The organism is Streptomyces sp. NPDC096176 (assembly GCF_044763255.1).
In the GTDB taxonomy this organism is placed as follows: Bacteria; Actinomycetota; Actinomycetes; order Streptomycetales; family Streptomycetaceae; genus Streptomyces.
In genome coordinates this window covers 423034-437811 of sequence record NZ_JBIWFV010000003.1, presented here as the reverse complement: position 1 = coordinate 437811, position 14778 = coordinate 423034, and the positions used below count along the sequence as shown (strand labels likewise).

The window sequence follows — 14778 nt, the reverse complement described above, 5'->3', positions numbered from 1 at the left end:
CTTCTCCTGGGCCGTTGGAGTGAGCGGCGCTCCGATGGGGTCGCGTATCGGGCAGGGATAGGTGCATCCGGATCCCGCCGAAGACGAAGTACCTGATGAGCCGGAGCCAGGACTGAAGGGGGTTGCCGATGCCGGGTACGCGGATGACACGACTGCGGCGGGCCGGCGGTGCCGGCTCCGGTACGGGGCCGTGCACGGCTCGCGAGGCGGCCGCAGCAGTCGACGGCGTCCTCGCTGAGTACCTCGACGCCAGGCTCCAGGAGGCCCAGGAGACGGACGCCGTGTTCGCCCGTGAGGTGGCGGGCCGGGTCGCCGATTTCGTCCGGCGCGGGGGAAAACGGCTTCGGACCGCGTTCGTGTGGTGCGGGTGGCGGGCCGCCGGCGGGGACGGCGCCGCGGGGACGCCGCTGCGGATCGGGGCGGCCCTCGAGCTCCTCCAGGCGTGCGCGCTCATTCAGGACGACGTCATGGACGGCTCCCCGTTGCGCCGGGGCGCGCCGGCCGTGCACGCCGAGTTCGCACGGATACACCGGAACAGTCGTATGAGCGGATCGCCGGAGTCCTACTCGACCGCTGCTGCCGTGCTCGCGGGCGACCTGGCCCTGGCATGGGCCGACGACCTGCTCGCCGACGTCGCGCTCAGCACGCCGCACGGGCCCCGGCTGCACCGTGAATGGCAGGCGATGCGCACCGAGATGGTCGCGGGTCAGTACCTGGACATGCGTGCCCAGGCGACCGGCTCGACGGCCGTGGACGAGGCAAGGACCATCGCCATATTGAAGAGCGCCCGCTACACCGTGGAGCGGCCGCTCGCGCTGGGCGCGTCCCTGGCCGGCGCCGACGCCCGCACCATGGAAGCGCTCCGGGCGGCCGGCCGAGGCGTGGGTCTCGCCTTCCAGCTTCGTGACGATCAGCTGGGGGCCTTCGGAGACCCGGCGGTGACGGGCAAGCCGGCGGACGAGGACCTGCGTGGACGGAAACTCACGTACCTCCTCGCCGTCGCCGTACGGCTCGCGGGCGCGTCGAACGACAGAGCGGCGGCCCTCGCCCTCAGTGCGCACGGGCTCCCCCGTTCCGACGACCAGGTCGCCCGGATGCGCGCCGCCCTGGAACGCACGGGCGCACGCGCATCCGTGGAGGCGGAGATCGCCGATCTGTCCGCGCTGAGCCTGCGCCACTTCGGGGCCAGCGGGGCGGATCAGCACGCCCGGCGGGAGTTCGCCTCGCTGGTGCAGAGCGCGGTGGGCAACGCGCCGGCCCGGAGCAGGGAGAACGCGTGAAAACCGTGCCGGGGGCCACGGACCATGTGGTCGTGGTCGGTGCGGGTCTGTCGGGTCTCGCCGCAGCCCTGCATCTGCTCGGCGCCGGCCGCCGGGTGACCGTCGTCGAACGGGACACCGGCCCCGGCGGTCGCGCGGGCCGTATCGAACTCGGCGGCTACCGGCTCGACACCGGCCCCACCGTGCTGACCATGCCGCACCTGGCCGACGAGGCCTTCGCCGCGGTCGGCGACAGTCTGGACCGGCGGGTGGATCTGATCCCGCTGCATCCGGCCTACCGTGCGCGCTTCGCCGACGGCGCCCAGGTGGACGTCCACACCGACGGCGACGCCATGGAGGCCGAGGTGCGGCGCTTCGCCGGTCCCGCCGAGGCCGCGGGCTACCGCCGGCTGCGTGACTGGCTGCGACGGCTGTACCAGGCGCAGATGCGCCGGTTCATCGACACGAACTTCGACTCCCCCTTCCAACTCGTGCACACCGACCTGGCCCGGCTGGCCGCCCTCGGCGGCTTCGGAAGGCTGGACCGGCAGATCGGCAGGTTCCTCACGGACGAACGGCTGCGGAGGGTGTTCTCCTTCCAGTCGCTGTACGCCGGAGTGGCGCCGGCCCGTGCGCTCGCCGCCTACGCCGTGATCGCCTACATGGACACGGTCGCGGGCGTCTGGTTCCCCCGGGGCGGTATGTACGCGCTCCCCCGGGCGATGGCGGACGCGGCGAGCGACGCGGGCGGGCAGTTCCGCTGGTCGGCCGAGGTGACGGGACTGGAGCGCTCGGCCGGTCGGGTACGGGCCGTGCGGCTGGCGTCGGGCGAGCGGATCGCCTGCGACGCGGTGGTCCTGACACCGGATCTGCCCGTGGCGCACCGCCTGTTGGGACGGGCTCCACGGCGCCCGGTACGTCTCCGTCATTCGCCTTCCGCCGTGATCCTCCACGCCGGTACGGACCGCACCTGGCCCGAACTAGCCCACCACACGATCTCGTTCGGTGCCGCGTGGGAGCGGACCTTCGACGAACTGACCCGCACCGGACGGCTGATGAGCGACCCGTCACTGCTGATCACCAGGCCGACGACGCACGACCCGGGGCTCGCGCCCGAGGGAAAGCACCTGCATTACGTCCTCGCGCCGTGCCCCAACACCGTGACGGGCCCGTCGGCCGGCGCATGGCGCGACCTCGGCCCGCGTTACCGCGACAGCCTGCTGGCCCAGCTCGAACGCCGGGGTCTGCACGGGTTCGGGGCGTCCATCGACCGGGAGGCGCTGATCACCCCGGTGAACTGGATCGCACAGGGTCACGGGGCGGGAACGCCGTTCTCCGTGTCGCACACCTTCGCGCAGACCGGCCCGTTCCGGCCCCGCAATCTCGTGCGTGGGTACGAGAACGTCGTCCTCGCCGGGTGCGGGACGACACCCGGGGTGGGCGTCCCCACGGTCCTCATCAGCGGGAAGCTCGCCGCCGCCCGCATCACGGGCACCTCTCGTCCGGTACGCGCGTCCGGCGTACCGGCGACGCGCGCCGTTGTCCCGTCCTCGAAAGGCAGCGTTGATGACCCGTCGTGAACTGGACACCGCCGGCATCACCGACCCCGCGCTCCGCGGCGCCTACGAGCAGTGCCGTCGGCTCAACGCCCGCCACGGCAAGACGTACTTCCTGGCCACCCGTCTGCTGCCGGTCGAACGCCGCAGTGCCGTGCACGCGCTGTACGGCTTCGCCAGGTGGGCGGACGACATCGTCGACGACCTCGACCGCCGGCAGACCCCAGAGGAACGCGACCGCCTGCTGCGCCTGCTGGAGAGCGACCTCGCACAGGGACTGCGCACGGGCCGTGGCAACGAGCCGGTGGTGAGGGCTGTGGCCGACACCGCCGAGCGCTACGCCATCGACCCCCGGCTCTTCGCCGACTTCATGGCCTCGATGCGCAGCGACCTGAGCGTCACGGACTACCCGACGTACGCGGATCTGCGTGCCTACATGCACGGTTCGGCCGCGGTGATCGGACTGCAGATGCTGCCGGTGCTCGGGACCGTCGTCGCCCGTGAGGAGGCGGCTCCGCACGCGTCGGCTCTCGGGGTGGCGTTCCAGCTGACCAACTTCCTGCGTGACGTGGGCGAGGACCTGGACCGGGGGCGTGTCTATCTGCCCACGGATCTGCTCGCCGCGCACGGGGTGGAGCGGCCGCTGCTCGAGTGGAGCCGTCGCACCGGGGGCCGTGACCCGCGCATCCGGGCCGCCTTCGTCGAAGCCGAGGCGATGACCCGGGCGGTGTACCGGGAGGCAGAGCCGGGCATCGCCATGCTCGACCCTCGCGTACGGCCGTGCATCCGCACCGCGTTCACCCTGTACGGCGGAATCCTGGACGCGATCGCCGACGACGACTACGCCGTGCTGCACCGCCGCGCCGCCGTGCCCCGCCGACGGCGGGCGGCCACGGCGGCCGCAGGCGTCGTGCGGATCACCGGGGCACGGTTGCGCACCCGGCCTCCGCTGCCGGCGCGGAGCACGGTGGCTCGAGCGGAGGGATCCGGCCGATGAACGACCGGGAAGGCGGGAAGCGGTGGACCTCGCCGCTGCGGGTGCGTCGCGGCCCTGGATGGGCACGGCAGGCGTCCACGTGGCGGGAGGCGAAGCCCGCCGTGATCGCCGGCGCACTCAAGCGGGCAGCGGCAAGGCCGTCGGGCAACTGGTTCGTGGTCGGGGCGTCCCGGGAGATCCTGGCAGGCAGCCGCCCGTACGGCAGGACCGTGGGCGGCGTGGAGGTCGTCCTGTGGCGGACAAGTACGGGAGAGCTGCTGGCCGGGCCGGGGGTGTGCCCGCACCTCGGGGCTCCGCTGCGCAACAGCAGGGTGGTGTGCGGGAGGCTGGTGTGCCACTGGCACGGACTGTCCCTGGGAGGCGGCCCGTTCGCCGGCTGGGAGCCGTTTCCCGTCCATGACGACGGAGTGCTGGTGTGGGTACGGCTGGACGCGGTCGGGGGCGAGCCTCCTCTGGAGCGCCCCGTGGTGCCGGTGCGGCCCCGCTCCGGGAGCGGTGTGGACGCGGTGTTCAGGACGGTGGGGCGGTGCGAGCCGGAGGATGTGGTCGCGAACCGGCTCGATCCCTGGCACGGTTCCTGGTTCCACCCGTATGCGTTCGTCGACCTGCGCGTGGTCGGCACCCCGCGAGGCGACGAGGACGACGCGTTCGCCGTTGATGTGTCGTTCAAGGTCGCAGGCCGACTGGTGGTGCCGGTGCGGGCGGAGTTCACCGCGCCCGCACCGCGCACGGTCGTCATGCACATCACGGACGGCGAGGGGACCGGTTCGGTGGTGGAGACGCATGCCACGCCGCTCACCCCAGAGGGGGACGCGAGCCCACGGACGGCCGTGGTGGAGGCAGTCGTCGCGGCCTCTGACCGGCGGGGCTTCGCCATGGCGCGCGCCGCGGCCCCTGCACTGCGCCCCCTGATGCGCCGGACGGCCGGCCGCCTGTGGCGCGACGATCTGGCCTACGCCGAGCGGCGCTGGTCGCTGCGCAGCACGGGACGCTTCCCCGGCTGACGGGCGTCGCGACCTGCCACGGGCTGCACTCGAGGGGTCCGCTGCCGGGCCGGGGGCCTCACTCGCGGGGAGCCAGAGCGGCGAGGGCCCTCAGCGCCCAGGAGCGGCCGGCACGCGGCACCGTCCACAGCACCTGTCCACGGACCCCCCAAGCGGCGAGCAGGGCATTGGCCGCCAGGAAACCCGACGTCGCCGCGCGTTCCATCAGAGCCACGGGGAGGCCGGTGCGGACCAGGTCGCCCGCGACCATCACCCGCGGGTGCGGGGTCAGGACGGACGGGCGGCGGCTGTAGCCGCCGACGGGGAACAGCGGGCAGTCCGCCCGCCATTCGTGGCGGGCGTCGACGACCCGGGCGTCCCGGGTCTCCGGGTAGATCTCGTGAAGCCGGGCGACGAGCCGCTCCTGGACGTCCTTCGGCTCGGCGCTCTCCTCCACGGCGTAGGCGTGCAGTTCCACCACGGATCCGCTTCTTCGCTCCGCCCAGCGGGCCGCTTCGCCCTCCCAGCGTTCGAGGACGCTGACATTGTCGAGGCCGTCGTAGCCGCTGGTGCCCAGGAATCCGGGGCGCTCCGCACGTACGGGCCGGTCGAGCCAGAGACGGGAGACGAGGAAGGGCGGTGCGGTGCGCAGGCCGGCGATGTCCCGTCGCCATTTCGCATTCCCCAACTCGTGGGAGGCGCCGACGACGTGACGCAGGCCGGTCGAGTCCAGGGCGAGGACCACAGCCTGGTACCGGTCGGTCGTCCGGTCGCTGTCCACGGCCAGCTCGCCGCCCGCGACCGGCCGGACGCCGAGGACCGGCGTGCCGGTGCGCACATCGACGCCGAGTCGTTCCAGGTGGCGACCGAGCGGTTCCCACAGCGCCTGCGGGAAGGGTTCGCGCGGCACGTCGAAGAGGAGGCCCTCGGACGATCCCAGGAAGTAGATGTGGAACATCACCAGCAGTTCGGCGGCGGACAGTTCGCCCGGGTCGGCGAAGAAGCTGCGGGAGAAGACCTCGAAGGCCAGATGGTGGGCGGCCTCGGGAAAGCGGATGCCCCGTAGGAGGTCCACGGCGCTGACGCCGTCGTACCGCTCGTACACCTCGGGCACCCGGACGTCGAGCAGGGCCAGCGCCGCGCGCGGATGCATCGATGCCAGGTCGCGCCATCCGAAGGTGGGGCTGAGGGCGACGAATCCGAGGGCGCTCCACGGCGGCGTCCGGGGCACGCGGGCGAAGCTGTCGGTCAGGCCGCTGCTGTGCCGCAGGGGGTAGTCCGGCAGCGGTGCGAGCGCGGAGAGGTCCGGGTCCGTGCGGCGCAACAGCCCGCGCAGGTTGTAGTACTGGCGGAAGAAGGCGTGGAAGCCGCGGCTCATGGTCACCTCGGAGCCGTCCGCGAGACGGGTGCGCCGGCCCGCGACCCGTCCGCCGAGCATCGCCTCACGCTCGTACACGGTGACCCGGACCCCGCGTTCGGCCAGCGCGGTCGCCGCGGCAAGACCAGCGATACCGCCGCCGATCACCGCGGTGCTGGGCGCGTCGCCGGTGAAGCGGTCGCGTCCCGACGCGGGCATGATGACGGCGGCCTTCCGGTCGCGTCCGTGCCGGGTCGCCGTCTGCCTGTCGCGTCCGTGCCGGGAGGCCGTGCGCTGCTGCGACGCGCTCATGAGGAGCCGCCCTTCTCGGGGCGGGAAGGCGCCCCGGCCAGGAAGGTGTGGACGATGCCGGTCTGCCAGCCACCGACCGGCAGGACGCGGACGAACGGAAAGCCTGCGCGGGTGAGGCGAGCCGCGAAAGCGGGGGCGGTGTCGAAGGCGAGGACGCTGCGCCGCAGATGGCGGTACAGCTCACGGTCTCCGGTCAGCGTGCCCGCCGGGATGATCACGCCTCGGCAGACCGCGTTCCACAGGGCCCGGTGGACGAAGGAACCGCTCAGAGAGTAGTCGTGCACCGCCAGGCGTCCGCCAGGTCCCAGCAGTGCGCGGACGGCGCCGAGGACGGCGTCGGGTTCGGTGACGTTGCGGAACAGATAGGCGGCGAAGACGGCGTCGTAGGGGGCGTCTTCGTCGGCCCCGGGCAGTTCTTCTGCGGTCAGGTGCACAAAGCGCACGGTCGAGGGCCAGGGCTTCGTGAGAGCCCGTTCCAGCATGCCGGCGGACGCGTCGACGGCAGTGATACGCGCGTGAGGGGCGGCCCGCAGCAGGGCCCGTGTCGACGCGCCCGTGCCACAGCCGAGGTCGAGCACCCGAAGGCCTTCTCCGCCGCGGGGCAGTCGCAAACGGCGTGCCGAGCGGAGCAGATCGGTGCGGTGGCCCGGGTTCACCGCCGTCAGGCGGTCGTAGGTGTGCGAGGCGTGATCGAAGGCGCGGGCGAGGTCTTGGTCTCGCAGCAGCGTCATCAGTGGCTCTCCTCGGGTCGGGCGGGGGCACGGCGGGGCAGGAAGGGCAGTTCGGCCGCCGTGCGGAGCATGGGGCCGACAGGGGTGCGCAGGCCGATGCCGAACTCCTCCCACGGGGTGCTCCCGCCGTCGAGGAAGCGCAGCAACCGCTCCATGGGGACGCGGCGGAACAGGTCGGTGAAGAACCCCGGCCCGTCGATCCGGCCTGTGTCGAGTGCCCTCAGCAGGACGGCGTCCATCGCGAGCGCCCTGCGGCCGTGGGGCCTGGGAACGATCTCACCGCCGCGGTGCAGCGCGGCGGCGATGGCCCGGCTCTGCCGCTGCACGGCGGCGAACGTATATCCGGTCGCCGGCCGTGTGGCGCCGCCCGCGGCCCCGATACGGAAGACGGCCGGTCCGATCCGGCGCGGGAAACGCGCGTCGGTCATGGGGATGATTCCCTGCTCGGCGGACTCGACGGTGAACGGGCCGAGCCGCAGCATGTTCGTCGTGTACTGGCGGAGGGCCGATTCGTACGCGGCCGTCGTCAGCACGGTCCGGGAGAACTCGGTGTACTCGACCAGTGCGCGGTCCGGACCGAGCGGCAGGACGTATCCGAAGGCGAGCCCGTGGCGCGGCTGCGGCACCCGGAAGTCCATGAGGTCCGCCACCTCGGTGTCGAACCTGGCGGAGGCGGTGCGTACGAACCAGCCGCGGAAGTGCTGGAGCAGGACCGTACGGGCAGGTGGCGGACTGCGCAGCGGCCGCGAGTCGAAGACGTACCTGCCGCGCACGGTCAGCACCCGTCCATCGGGTGTCGTGCAGCGGACCTCGGCTCCCTCCGGCACGGAGCGCACGGCTTCGGCGGTCGCTCGCAGGACATGTGCTGCCGGGCAGGCGGCCAGGCGCGCGTGGACCAGTCGTTCGAAGGGGCCCGAGCGGATCATGCGGTAGCGCAGCGGCGCGGGGGCCGCCTCGACGACGTGGCCGTCGGTGCCCCGGACGCGCAGTCGCGGCCAGGAGGCGGCGACGGCGTCCTCGAACTCTCCGGGCCCGTCCTCCCAGTGGCACCAGGTGCGCTCCGCCGGCCGCAGCGGGCCGTCGGGTGCCTCCACCACCGTCACGGCGGTCGTGCCGGTGGTGGTCAGCGACTGGGCGAGGCAGAGACCGGCCGCGCCACCGCCCACGATCACAGCGTCGGCCACCCGGTTCTCGTCGAGGCCATGTCGGCTCACCTGGTCCGCCCTGTTTCGGTCCGGGCGCGCGTCAGTCGAGTGCGCAGGCAAGGCCTGCCGGACCGGCACCGACGACGAGGGCATCGGGCAGCGGACGGTGCTGATCGGTCATCATCCGTCTCCTTCACCTTGCGGAGCGCATCAGCTGAGGGGCGGCCAAGCCGACCACGCCTCGGACGCCGATGCCAGGAGCCGCCACGGACTTACCACTCGGTGTGACCCGACCGGGCGGTGCCTCCTCCACCCTCGACGTGATCGCCGGTACGCTCTTCCTTTCGAGCGGCCCGAGCGGCCCGAGCGGCCCGAGCGGCCCGAGCGGCCCGAGCGTCCCGAGCGTCCCGAGCGGCCGAGCAGCCCGAGCGCCTGCGCGCACAGCTTCGTGTTCGACCGGCCCGCCGCCATCCCCATGCCGGATCGACCACGCGGGGAGCAGACAGCACATGACCACTGAGCACGACGGCCCGGACGACCAGCACCGACGGCCCGCGGGTGTCACGGACCTCACCGTGGAAGCACTCGGGGCTCTCTCGAAGGCGCTGGAGACCACGGAGCGGGCTCGCGGCGCGCTCTACGAGTTCCATCAGCTCACCGGGACTGCCGATCTCCAGCTGGACGACGCCGTGCGGCTGCTGCGCGAGGCCGGGCACCACGATGACGCGGACCGCGTCGAACGAGAAGTCCTCGGCCGCAACGTGATCCCCGGGCACTGGACGTTTCAGATCGTCGAGGAGTACAACGCCAGTTACTACCGCCCCTTCCGCACGATCGAAGAGTCGATTCGCCACGCTCTGGCGGACGGGAGAGACCATCTCTACGAAGCAGAGATGAAAGAGACCCGCCGGACCAGGAACCACCCGGACCATACGGCCACCGCGTCGTCCCTCGACGGCGAAGAGCCCAGGGCACGGTGACACGGTCAGGGCCCGGGCGCCGCTGCTGATCCCGGGGACCGCCGGCGGATCCGTCGCCCCGCGCCTGGGTTTCACCGACAGCGTGCGAGTGCCGGTGCCGGAAGGGCCCCCGCCCCACGTGAGACAGGCATCGACGTGGTCCTGCGCCTGCCTACCCGCCCGCCGGGTTCCTGAGGCCCGCCGCGCATCCGCTGCCGCTCCTCCCGCGCGCGAGCACATCGCGGGCGGCAGCCGCGCACGGCGTGCGGGACGGATCGTGCGGGATGCCGCACGACGCCCCGCGGTTCGCGCGCGTCCGAGGTTCCTCCGGATGGGAGGTTGCTCCGGATGGCCCGACCGGTGCTCACGCACGGAGCAGCGCCGCTGTGGCGCAGGCCGAACTTCGGTGATCGTCACAGGGCGCGGGTAGTCTGGTGAACGGTCCACTGGATCACTTCGCGTTGCAGGTGATCGTGACGGGACGGGAGCCACGCCATGGCCGAGCCGGAGTCGACGAACACTGCCCAGCGGCGCATGAGTCCACAGTCGATCGTCATCTGGGTGATCGTCGCCCTGGTCGGCGCGGTCGGCTGGAGCGTGCTCGCCCTCTCACGCGGCGAGGAGATCTCCGCCGTCTGGATGCTCGCGGCCGCCCTCGGTTCCTACGCCATCGCCTACCGGTTCTATGCGCGCTTCATCCAGCACCGCGTGCTCCGAACCGACAAGACGCGTGCCACCCCCGCCGAGCGGCTCAACAACGGCATCGACTTCCACCCCACCGACCGCCGCGTCCTCTTCGGGCACCACTTCGCGGCGATCGCCGGGGCCGGTCCGCTGGTCGGTCCGATTCTCGCCGCCCAGATGGGCTACCTGCCGGGAACGATCTGGATCATCGCGGGTGTGATCTTCGCCGGCGCGGTCCAGGACATGGTGACGCTGTTCTTCTCGACCCGCCGCGACGGCCGTTCGCTCGGCCAGATGGCGCGGGACGAGATCGGCCCGTTCGGCGGCGCGGCGGCCCTCCTCGCGGTCTTCGTCATCATGATCATCCTGCTGGCCGTGCTGGCACTGGTCATCGTCAACGCGCTCGCGAACTCGCCGTGGGGCGTCTTCTCCATCGGCATGACCATCCCGATCGCGTTCTTCATGGGCTTCTACCTGCGCGTCCTGCGGCCGGGGAAGGTCGTCGAGGTGTCGGTCATCGGTGTCGCGCTGCTGCTGCTCGCCATCGTCGCGGGCGGCTGGGTCGCCGAGTCCTCGCTCGCGGACTTCTTCACCCTGGCGCCGAGCTCGCTCGTCATCTGGATGGTGGCGTACGGCTTCGTCGCCTCGGTACTCCCGGTCTGGATGCTGCTGGCGCCCCGCGACTATCTCTCCACCTTCATGAAGGTCGGCACGATCCTGCTCCTCGCGCTGGGCGTGGTGCTCGCGTTGCCGACGCTGAAGATGCCGGCGGTCACCGAGTTCGCGGGCAGCGGCCAGGGGCCGGTCTTCGCCGGCTCGCTGTTCCCGTTCGTTTTCATCACCATCGCCTGTGGGGCGCTGTCCGGCTTCCACTCCCTGATCGCCTCGGGTACGACCCCGAAGATGATCCAGAAGGAGTCCCAGATCCGGATGATCGGCTACGGCGCCATGCTGACCGAGTCGTTCGTCGCGGTCATGGCGATGATCTGCGCCTGCATCCTCAGTCCCGGTCTGTACTTCGCGATCAACGCCCCGGCGGGCGTGCTCGGCACCACGGTGGAATCCGCTTCGCAGGCCGTGGCGAATCTCGGCTTCACCATCTCCCCCGAGCAGCTGACACAGGCCGCTGAGGAAGTCGAGGAGGCGAGCCTGCTCTCGCGCACCGGTGGAGCGCCGACCTTCGCCCTGGGCATGTCGGACATCTTCTCCGCGGTGGTGGGCGGCGCCGGATTGAAAGCGTTCTGGTACCACTTCGCGATCATGTTCGAGGCGCTGTTCATCCTCACCACGGTCGACGCGGGGACCAGGGTGGGGCGGTTCATGCTCCAGGACACGCTGGGCAACGTCTACAAGCCGATGAAGCAGGTCAGCTGGAAGCCGGGCGTCTGGTTCGCAAGCGCCATCGTCGTCGGCTGCTGGGGTTACTTCCTCTGGGTCGGTGTGCACGACCCGCTCGGCGGAATCAACCAGCTCTTCCCGCTCTTCGGCATCGCCAACCAGCTGCTGGCCGCCGTGGCGCTCGCCGTCTGCACCACGCTTCTGATCAAGTCCGGGCGTCTCAAGTGGGCATGGGTGACGGCCGTTCCTCTTGTCTGGGACGCCGCGGTCACCCTCACCGCTAGCTGGCAGAAGGTCTTCTCGGGCGATCCCAAGGTGGGCTTCTTCACCCAGCGCGCCAAGTATCAGGCGGGTATCGACGCCAACGAGGTGCTGCCGCCGGCGACGACGATGGACGAGATGCGCACCATCGTGACCAACTCGACCGTCGACGGCGTTCTCGCGGCCCTCTTCGCGATCCTCATCGTGGTGGTCCTCGCGGACGCGGCCAGGGTAAGTGTCAGAGCGATCCGCGATCCGCGGAGCGTCCGCCTCTCCGAGGTCCCGTACGTCGAGTCGAAACTGGTCGCGCCGGCCGGGCTGATCACCACCCCGAAGGAGAAGGCGGAGCTGGCGGCGGCCGCGGCCGGCGGCAGGGACCGCGAGGCCACGGGAGGCGGCAAGGCGTGATCACGATGGCATGCAGGACGGCGGTGAACGGGGCGCGGCGTGCAGCGGGCTGGGCCCGTTGGTATGTGCGCGAGGTGTCGGGAGAGTCGGTGTACGACCACTACGTCGCCCACGCCAGGTCGCACGACCCGGGCGCGAAGCTGATGTCCCGCCGCGAGTTCGAACGCAGCCGCATGGATGCCCGGGAGGCCGATCCCCGTGAGGGGTTCCGCTGCTGCTGAGACAGAACCCATGTGTGCGGCGGAGTCCGCTGCGGGCATGGGGTCGGCGTCGGCCCCGCCTCCGCCCGAGCCGCCGGCGACGGCTCGGGGCCATGCCTCCGTCCACCCGCCGACCTGCAAGATCCCCTTCAGAGGCCCGGATTTCAACCTTCCCAGGAGGAACCGTGAGGATGCTCATCAATGTGCCGGAGACCGTTGTCGCGGACGCGCTGCGCGGCATGGCGGCTGCCCATCCCGAGCTGGCCGTGGACGTGGACAACCGGGTGATCGTGCGGCGTGACGCGCCCGTCGCGGGGAAAGTGGCGCTGATTTCCGGGGGTGGGTCGGGGCACGAGCCGCTGCACGGCGGGTTCGTCGGGGTGGGGATGCTCGACGGGGCCTGCCCGGGGGAGGTGTTCACGAGCCCTGTGCCCGACCAGATGGCGCGGGCCGCCGCCGCCGTGGACAGTGGCGAGGGCGTGCTGTTCATCGTGAAGAACTACACGGGTGACGTGCTGAACTTCGACATGGCGGCCGAGCTCGCCGAGGACGAGGGGGTCCGGCTCGCGAAGGTTCTCGTCAACGACGACGTCGCCGTGACCGACAGCCTGTACACCGCCGGGCGGCGCGGTACGGGGGCGACCCTGTTCGTGGAGAAGATCGCCGGGGCCGCCGCGGAGGAACGGATGCCGCTCGAGCGGGTGGAGGCGATCGCCCGGCAGGTGAACGAGTCCTCCCGGAGTTTCGGCGTGGCGCTGAGTGCGTGCAGCACACCCGCCAAGGGCAGCCCGACGTTCGAACTTCCGCCCGGTGAGCTGGAGTTGGGCATCGGCATCCATGGCGAGCCGGGGCGGGAACGCCGCCCGATGATGACCTCGCGGGAGATCGCGGACTTCGCCGTTGACGCCGTGCTCGAGGACCTGCGTCCGCAGGGCCCCGTCATCGCGCTCGTCAACGGAATGGGTGCCACGCCGCTGCTGGAGCTGTACGGCTTCAACGCCGAGGTCCAGCGGGTACTGGCGGAGCGGGAGGTGCCCGTCGCCCGCACGCTCGTCGGCAACTACGTGACCTCCCTCGACATGGCGGGCGCCTCCGTGACGCTCTGCCAGGTGGACGAGGAGCTGCTCAGGCTGTGGGACGCGCCGGTGCAGACGCCGGGGCTGCGCTGGGGGCGGTGAGAGGGCCCGAACCATACGTCGTGCGCCGTATGTCAACGCTGTGAAGACTCGACTCACCCCAGGGAGTGCTTGTGCTCGACGCCGAATTCTTCCGCCGCTGGCTGGCCGCCACCGCGGTCGCCGTGGACCGGGAGGCGGACCGACTGACCGAGCTGGACTCGGCGATCGGCGACGCCGACCACGGCAGCAATCTCCGGCGCGGTTTCGCGGCCATCGGCACCGCTCTGGAGAAGGAGCCGCCGGCGACGCCGGGGGCTGTGCTCATGCTGGCCGGGCGGCAGTTGGTGTCGACGGTCGGCGGCGCGTCCGGGCCGCTGTACGGGACACTGCTGCGGCGCACCGGCAAGGCGCTGGGCGACGAGGAGCAGGTGGCCCCGGGGCAGTTCGCCGAGGCCCTGCGGGTGGGCGTCGCGGCGGTGGCGCAGCTGGGCGGTGCGAAGGCCGGCGACAAGACGATGCTGGACGCCCTCGAGCCGGCGGTGGCGGCGCTCGGCGACAGCACCGAGTCGTTCGCCGCGGCCCGGGAGGCGGCGGAACAGGGAGCACTGGCGACGATTCCGATGCAGGCGCGCAAGGGCAGGGCGAGCTATCTCGGCGAACGCAGCATCGGACACCAGGATCCAGGAGCGACCTCCTCGGCCCTGATCGTGGCCACGCTCGCCGAGACGGTGGAGGCTGCGGGCTCATGAGCGACGGCAAGCAGGTGGGCATCGTGCTGGTCTCGCACAGCAAGGAGGTGGCCACGGCCGTCGCGGAACTCGCCAGGCAACTGGCGGGAGGCGGCGGTACAGCTCCTGTGGCCCCGGCGGGCGGCACCCCGGACGGCGGCCTCGGCACCAGCTCGGAGCTGATCACCGCGGCCGCGGAGCAGGTCGACCGTGGCGCGGGCGTCGCGGTCCTCGTCGATCTGGGCAGCGCCGTGCTGACGGTCAAGGCGCTGCTGGCCGAGGGTGATGAACTTCCTGAGGGGACACGGCTGGTGGACGCGCCGTTCCTGGAGGGCGCCGTCGCCGCCGTCGTGACGGCCGGCGCGGGAGGCGATCTGGACGCGGTGGAGGCCGCGGCGTCGGAGGCGTACGGCTACCGCAAACAGTGACCCGTGGGCGGCACGCGGCCGGGGTGTGGTGAACAGCTCACCCGGCCGCGGGCCGGTGCGCCCGTGCGCGGCTTGTGATGTCCCTGGTCGGCGCACTACTGTCACGGGGCCTTGGTGTTCGGGAAACCGGTGCGGTACCGGTGCGGCCCTCGCCACTGTGATCGGGAAGTCCGGTTCCACCCCTCACGGGGAGCCACTGGGACACCGCGCCTGCGCGTGGTGCCCGGGAAGGCGGAGCCCGGACGGCATGACCCGTCAGCCAGGAGACCGGCCAAGGTGCGTTGTCCATCCACGAGGTGCTGGAGAGGGTCTCC

At 71.8% G+C, this 14778-nt stretch carries 13 protein-coding genes and 1 riboswitch; of the genes, 10 read left to right on the top strand and 3 right to left on the bottom strand.

All coding sequences use genetic code 11. From position 1 onward, the window contains the following. Positions 1-143 precede the first annotated feature (143 nt). From ACIQ7Q_RS10625 to ACIQ7Q_RS10610, 4 genes are read left to right on the top strand one after another with little or no spacing between them, the layout of a single operon-like run. The gene (locus tag ACIQ7Q_RS10625) at positions 144-1280 is read left to right on the top strand and encodes a polyprenyl synthetase family protein (protein WP_403858730.1); all 1137 of its coding nucleotides are present in this window, start codon (positions 144-146) and stop codon (positions 1278-1280) included. After that, a complete protein-coding gene (gene crtI, locus ACIQ7Q_RS10620; protein WP_403858728.1) occupies positions 1277-2839 on the top strand; it encodes a phytoene desaturase family protein in 1563 nt (520 codons plus the stop codon). Before ACIQ7Q_RS10625 ends, crtI begins: the two co-directional genes overlap by 4 nt. Continuing rightward, positions 2826-3812, top strand: a complete 987-nt coding sequence (locus tag ACIQ7Q_RS10615; protein ID WP_403858726.1) for a phytoene/squalene synthase family protein — start codon at positions 2826-2828, stop codon at positions 3810-3812. Before crtI ends, ACIQ7Q_RS10615 begins: the two co-directional genes overlap by 14 nt. Then, complete coding sequence (locus ACIQ7Q_RS10610) at positions 3809-4816, top strand: DUF5914 domain-containing protein (RefSeq protein WP_403858724.1); 1008 nt, start codon at positions 3809-3811, stop codon at positions 4814-4816. The genes ACIQ7Q_RS10615 and ACIQ7Q_RS10610 overlap by 4 nt, the downstream gene beginning before the upstream one ends. 58 nt (positions 4817-4874) lie before the next feature. Here the strand turns inward: ACIQ7Q_RS10610 and ACIQ7Q_RS10605 are convergent, their stop codons facing one another. The 3 genes from ACIQ7Q_RS10605 to ACIQ7Q_RS10595 are packed head-to-tail and all read right to left on the bottom strand — an operon-like array spanning position 4875 to position 8409. Beyond that, positions 4875-6464 (bottom strand): FAD-dependent oxidoreductase, encoded by a 1590-nt coding sequence (locus tag ACIQ7Q_RS10605; protein ID WP_403858722.1) that lies wholly within the window; start codon positions 6462-6464, stop codon positions 4875-4877. After that, the gene (locus ACIQ7Q_RS10600; protein WP_403858720.1) at positions 6461-7195 is read right to left on the bottom strand and encodes a class I SAM-dependent methyltransferase; all 735 of its coding nucleotides are present in this window, start codon (positions 7193-7195) and stop codon (positions 6461-6463) included. Before ACIQ7Q_RS10600 ends, ACIQ7Q_RS10605 begins: the two co-directional genes overlap by 4 nt. Continuing rightward, entirely contained in the window at positions 7195-8409 is a 1215-nt protein-coding gene (locus ACIQ7Q_RS10595; protein WP_403858718.1) for a lycopene cyclase family protein, read from the bottom strand. The genes ACIQ7Q_RS10600 and ACIQ7Q_RS10595 overlap by 1 nt, the downstream gene beginning before the upstream one ends. Positions 8410-8849: 440 nt before the next feature. Here ACIQ7Q_RS10595 and ACIQ7Q_RS10590 point away from each other — a divergent pair, with 440 nt between their 5' ends. The 6 genes from ACIQ7Q_RS10590 (at position 8850) to dhaM (ending at position 14464) form a co-directional block, all read left to right on the top strand. Beyond that, positions 8850-9320, top strand: coding sequence for a hypothetical protein (locus tag ACIQ7Q_RS10590; protein WP_403858716.1), 471 nt, complete (start codon positions 8850-8852; stop codon positions 9318-9320). A 474-nt stretch (positions 9321-9794) separates the two neighbouring features. Next, the gene (locus ACIQ7Q_RS10585) at positions 9795-11990 is read left to right on the top strand and encodes a carbon starvation CstA family protein (RefSeq protein WP_403858714.1); all 2196 of its coding nucleotides are present in this window, start codon (positions 9795-9797) and stop codon (positions 11988-11990) included. Positions 11991-11995: 5 nt separating this feature from the next. After that, positions 11996-12211 (top strand): YbdD/YjiX family protein, encoded by a 216-nt coding sequence (locus tag ACIQ7Q_RS10580; protein ID WP_403858712.1) that lies wholly within the window; start codon positions 11996-11998, stop codon positions 12209-12211. 164 nt (positions 12212-12375) lie between these two features. Next, positions 12376-13368 carry a dihydroxyacetone kinase subunit DhaK gene (gene dhaK, locus ACIQ7Q_RS10575; RefSeq protein WP_403858710.1) on the top strand — a complete coding sequence of 331 codons (993 nt, stop codon included), beginning with the start codon at positions 12376-12378 and terminating at the stop codon, positions 13366-13368. A 71-nt stretch (positions 13369-13439) separates the two neighbouring features. After that, the gene (gene dhaL / locus ACIQ7Q_RS10570) at positions 13440-14057 is read left to right on the top strand and encodes a dihydroxyacetone kinase subunit DhaL (protein WP_403858708.1); all 618 of its coding nucleotides are present in this window, start codon (positions 13440-13442) and stop codon (positions 14055-14057) included. Continuing rightward, positions 14054-14464, top strand: a complete 411-nt coding sequence (gene dhaM / locus ACIQ7Q_RS10565; protein ID WP_403858706.1) for a dihydroxyacetone kinase phosphoryl donor subunit DhaM — start codon at positions 14054-14056, stop codon at positions 14462-14464. The genes dhaL and dhaM overlap by 4 nt, the downstream gene beginning before the upstream one ends. Before the next feature lie 95 nt (positions 14465-14559). Then, a riboswitch (cobalamin riboswitch) is annotated at positions 14560-14755 on the top strand. Positions 14756-14778 lie beyond the last annotated feature (23 nt).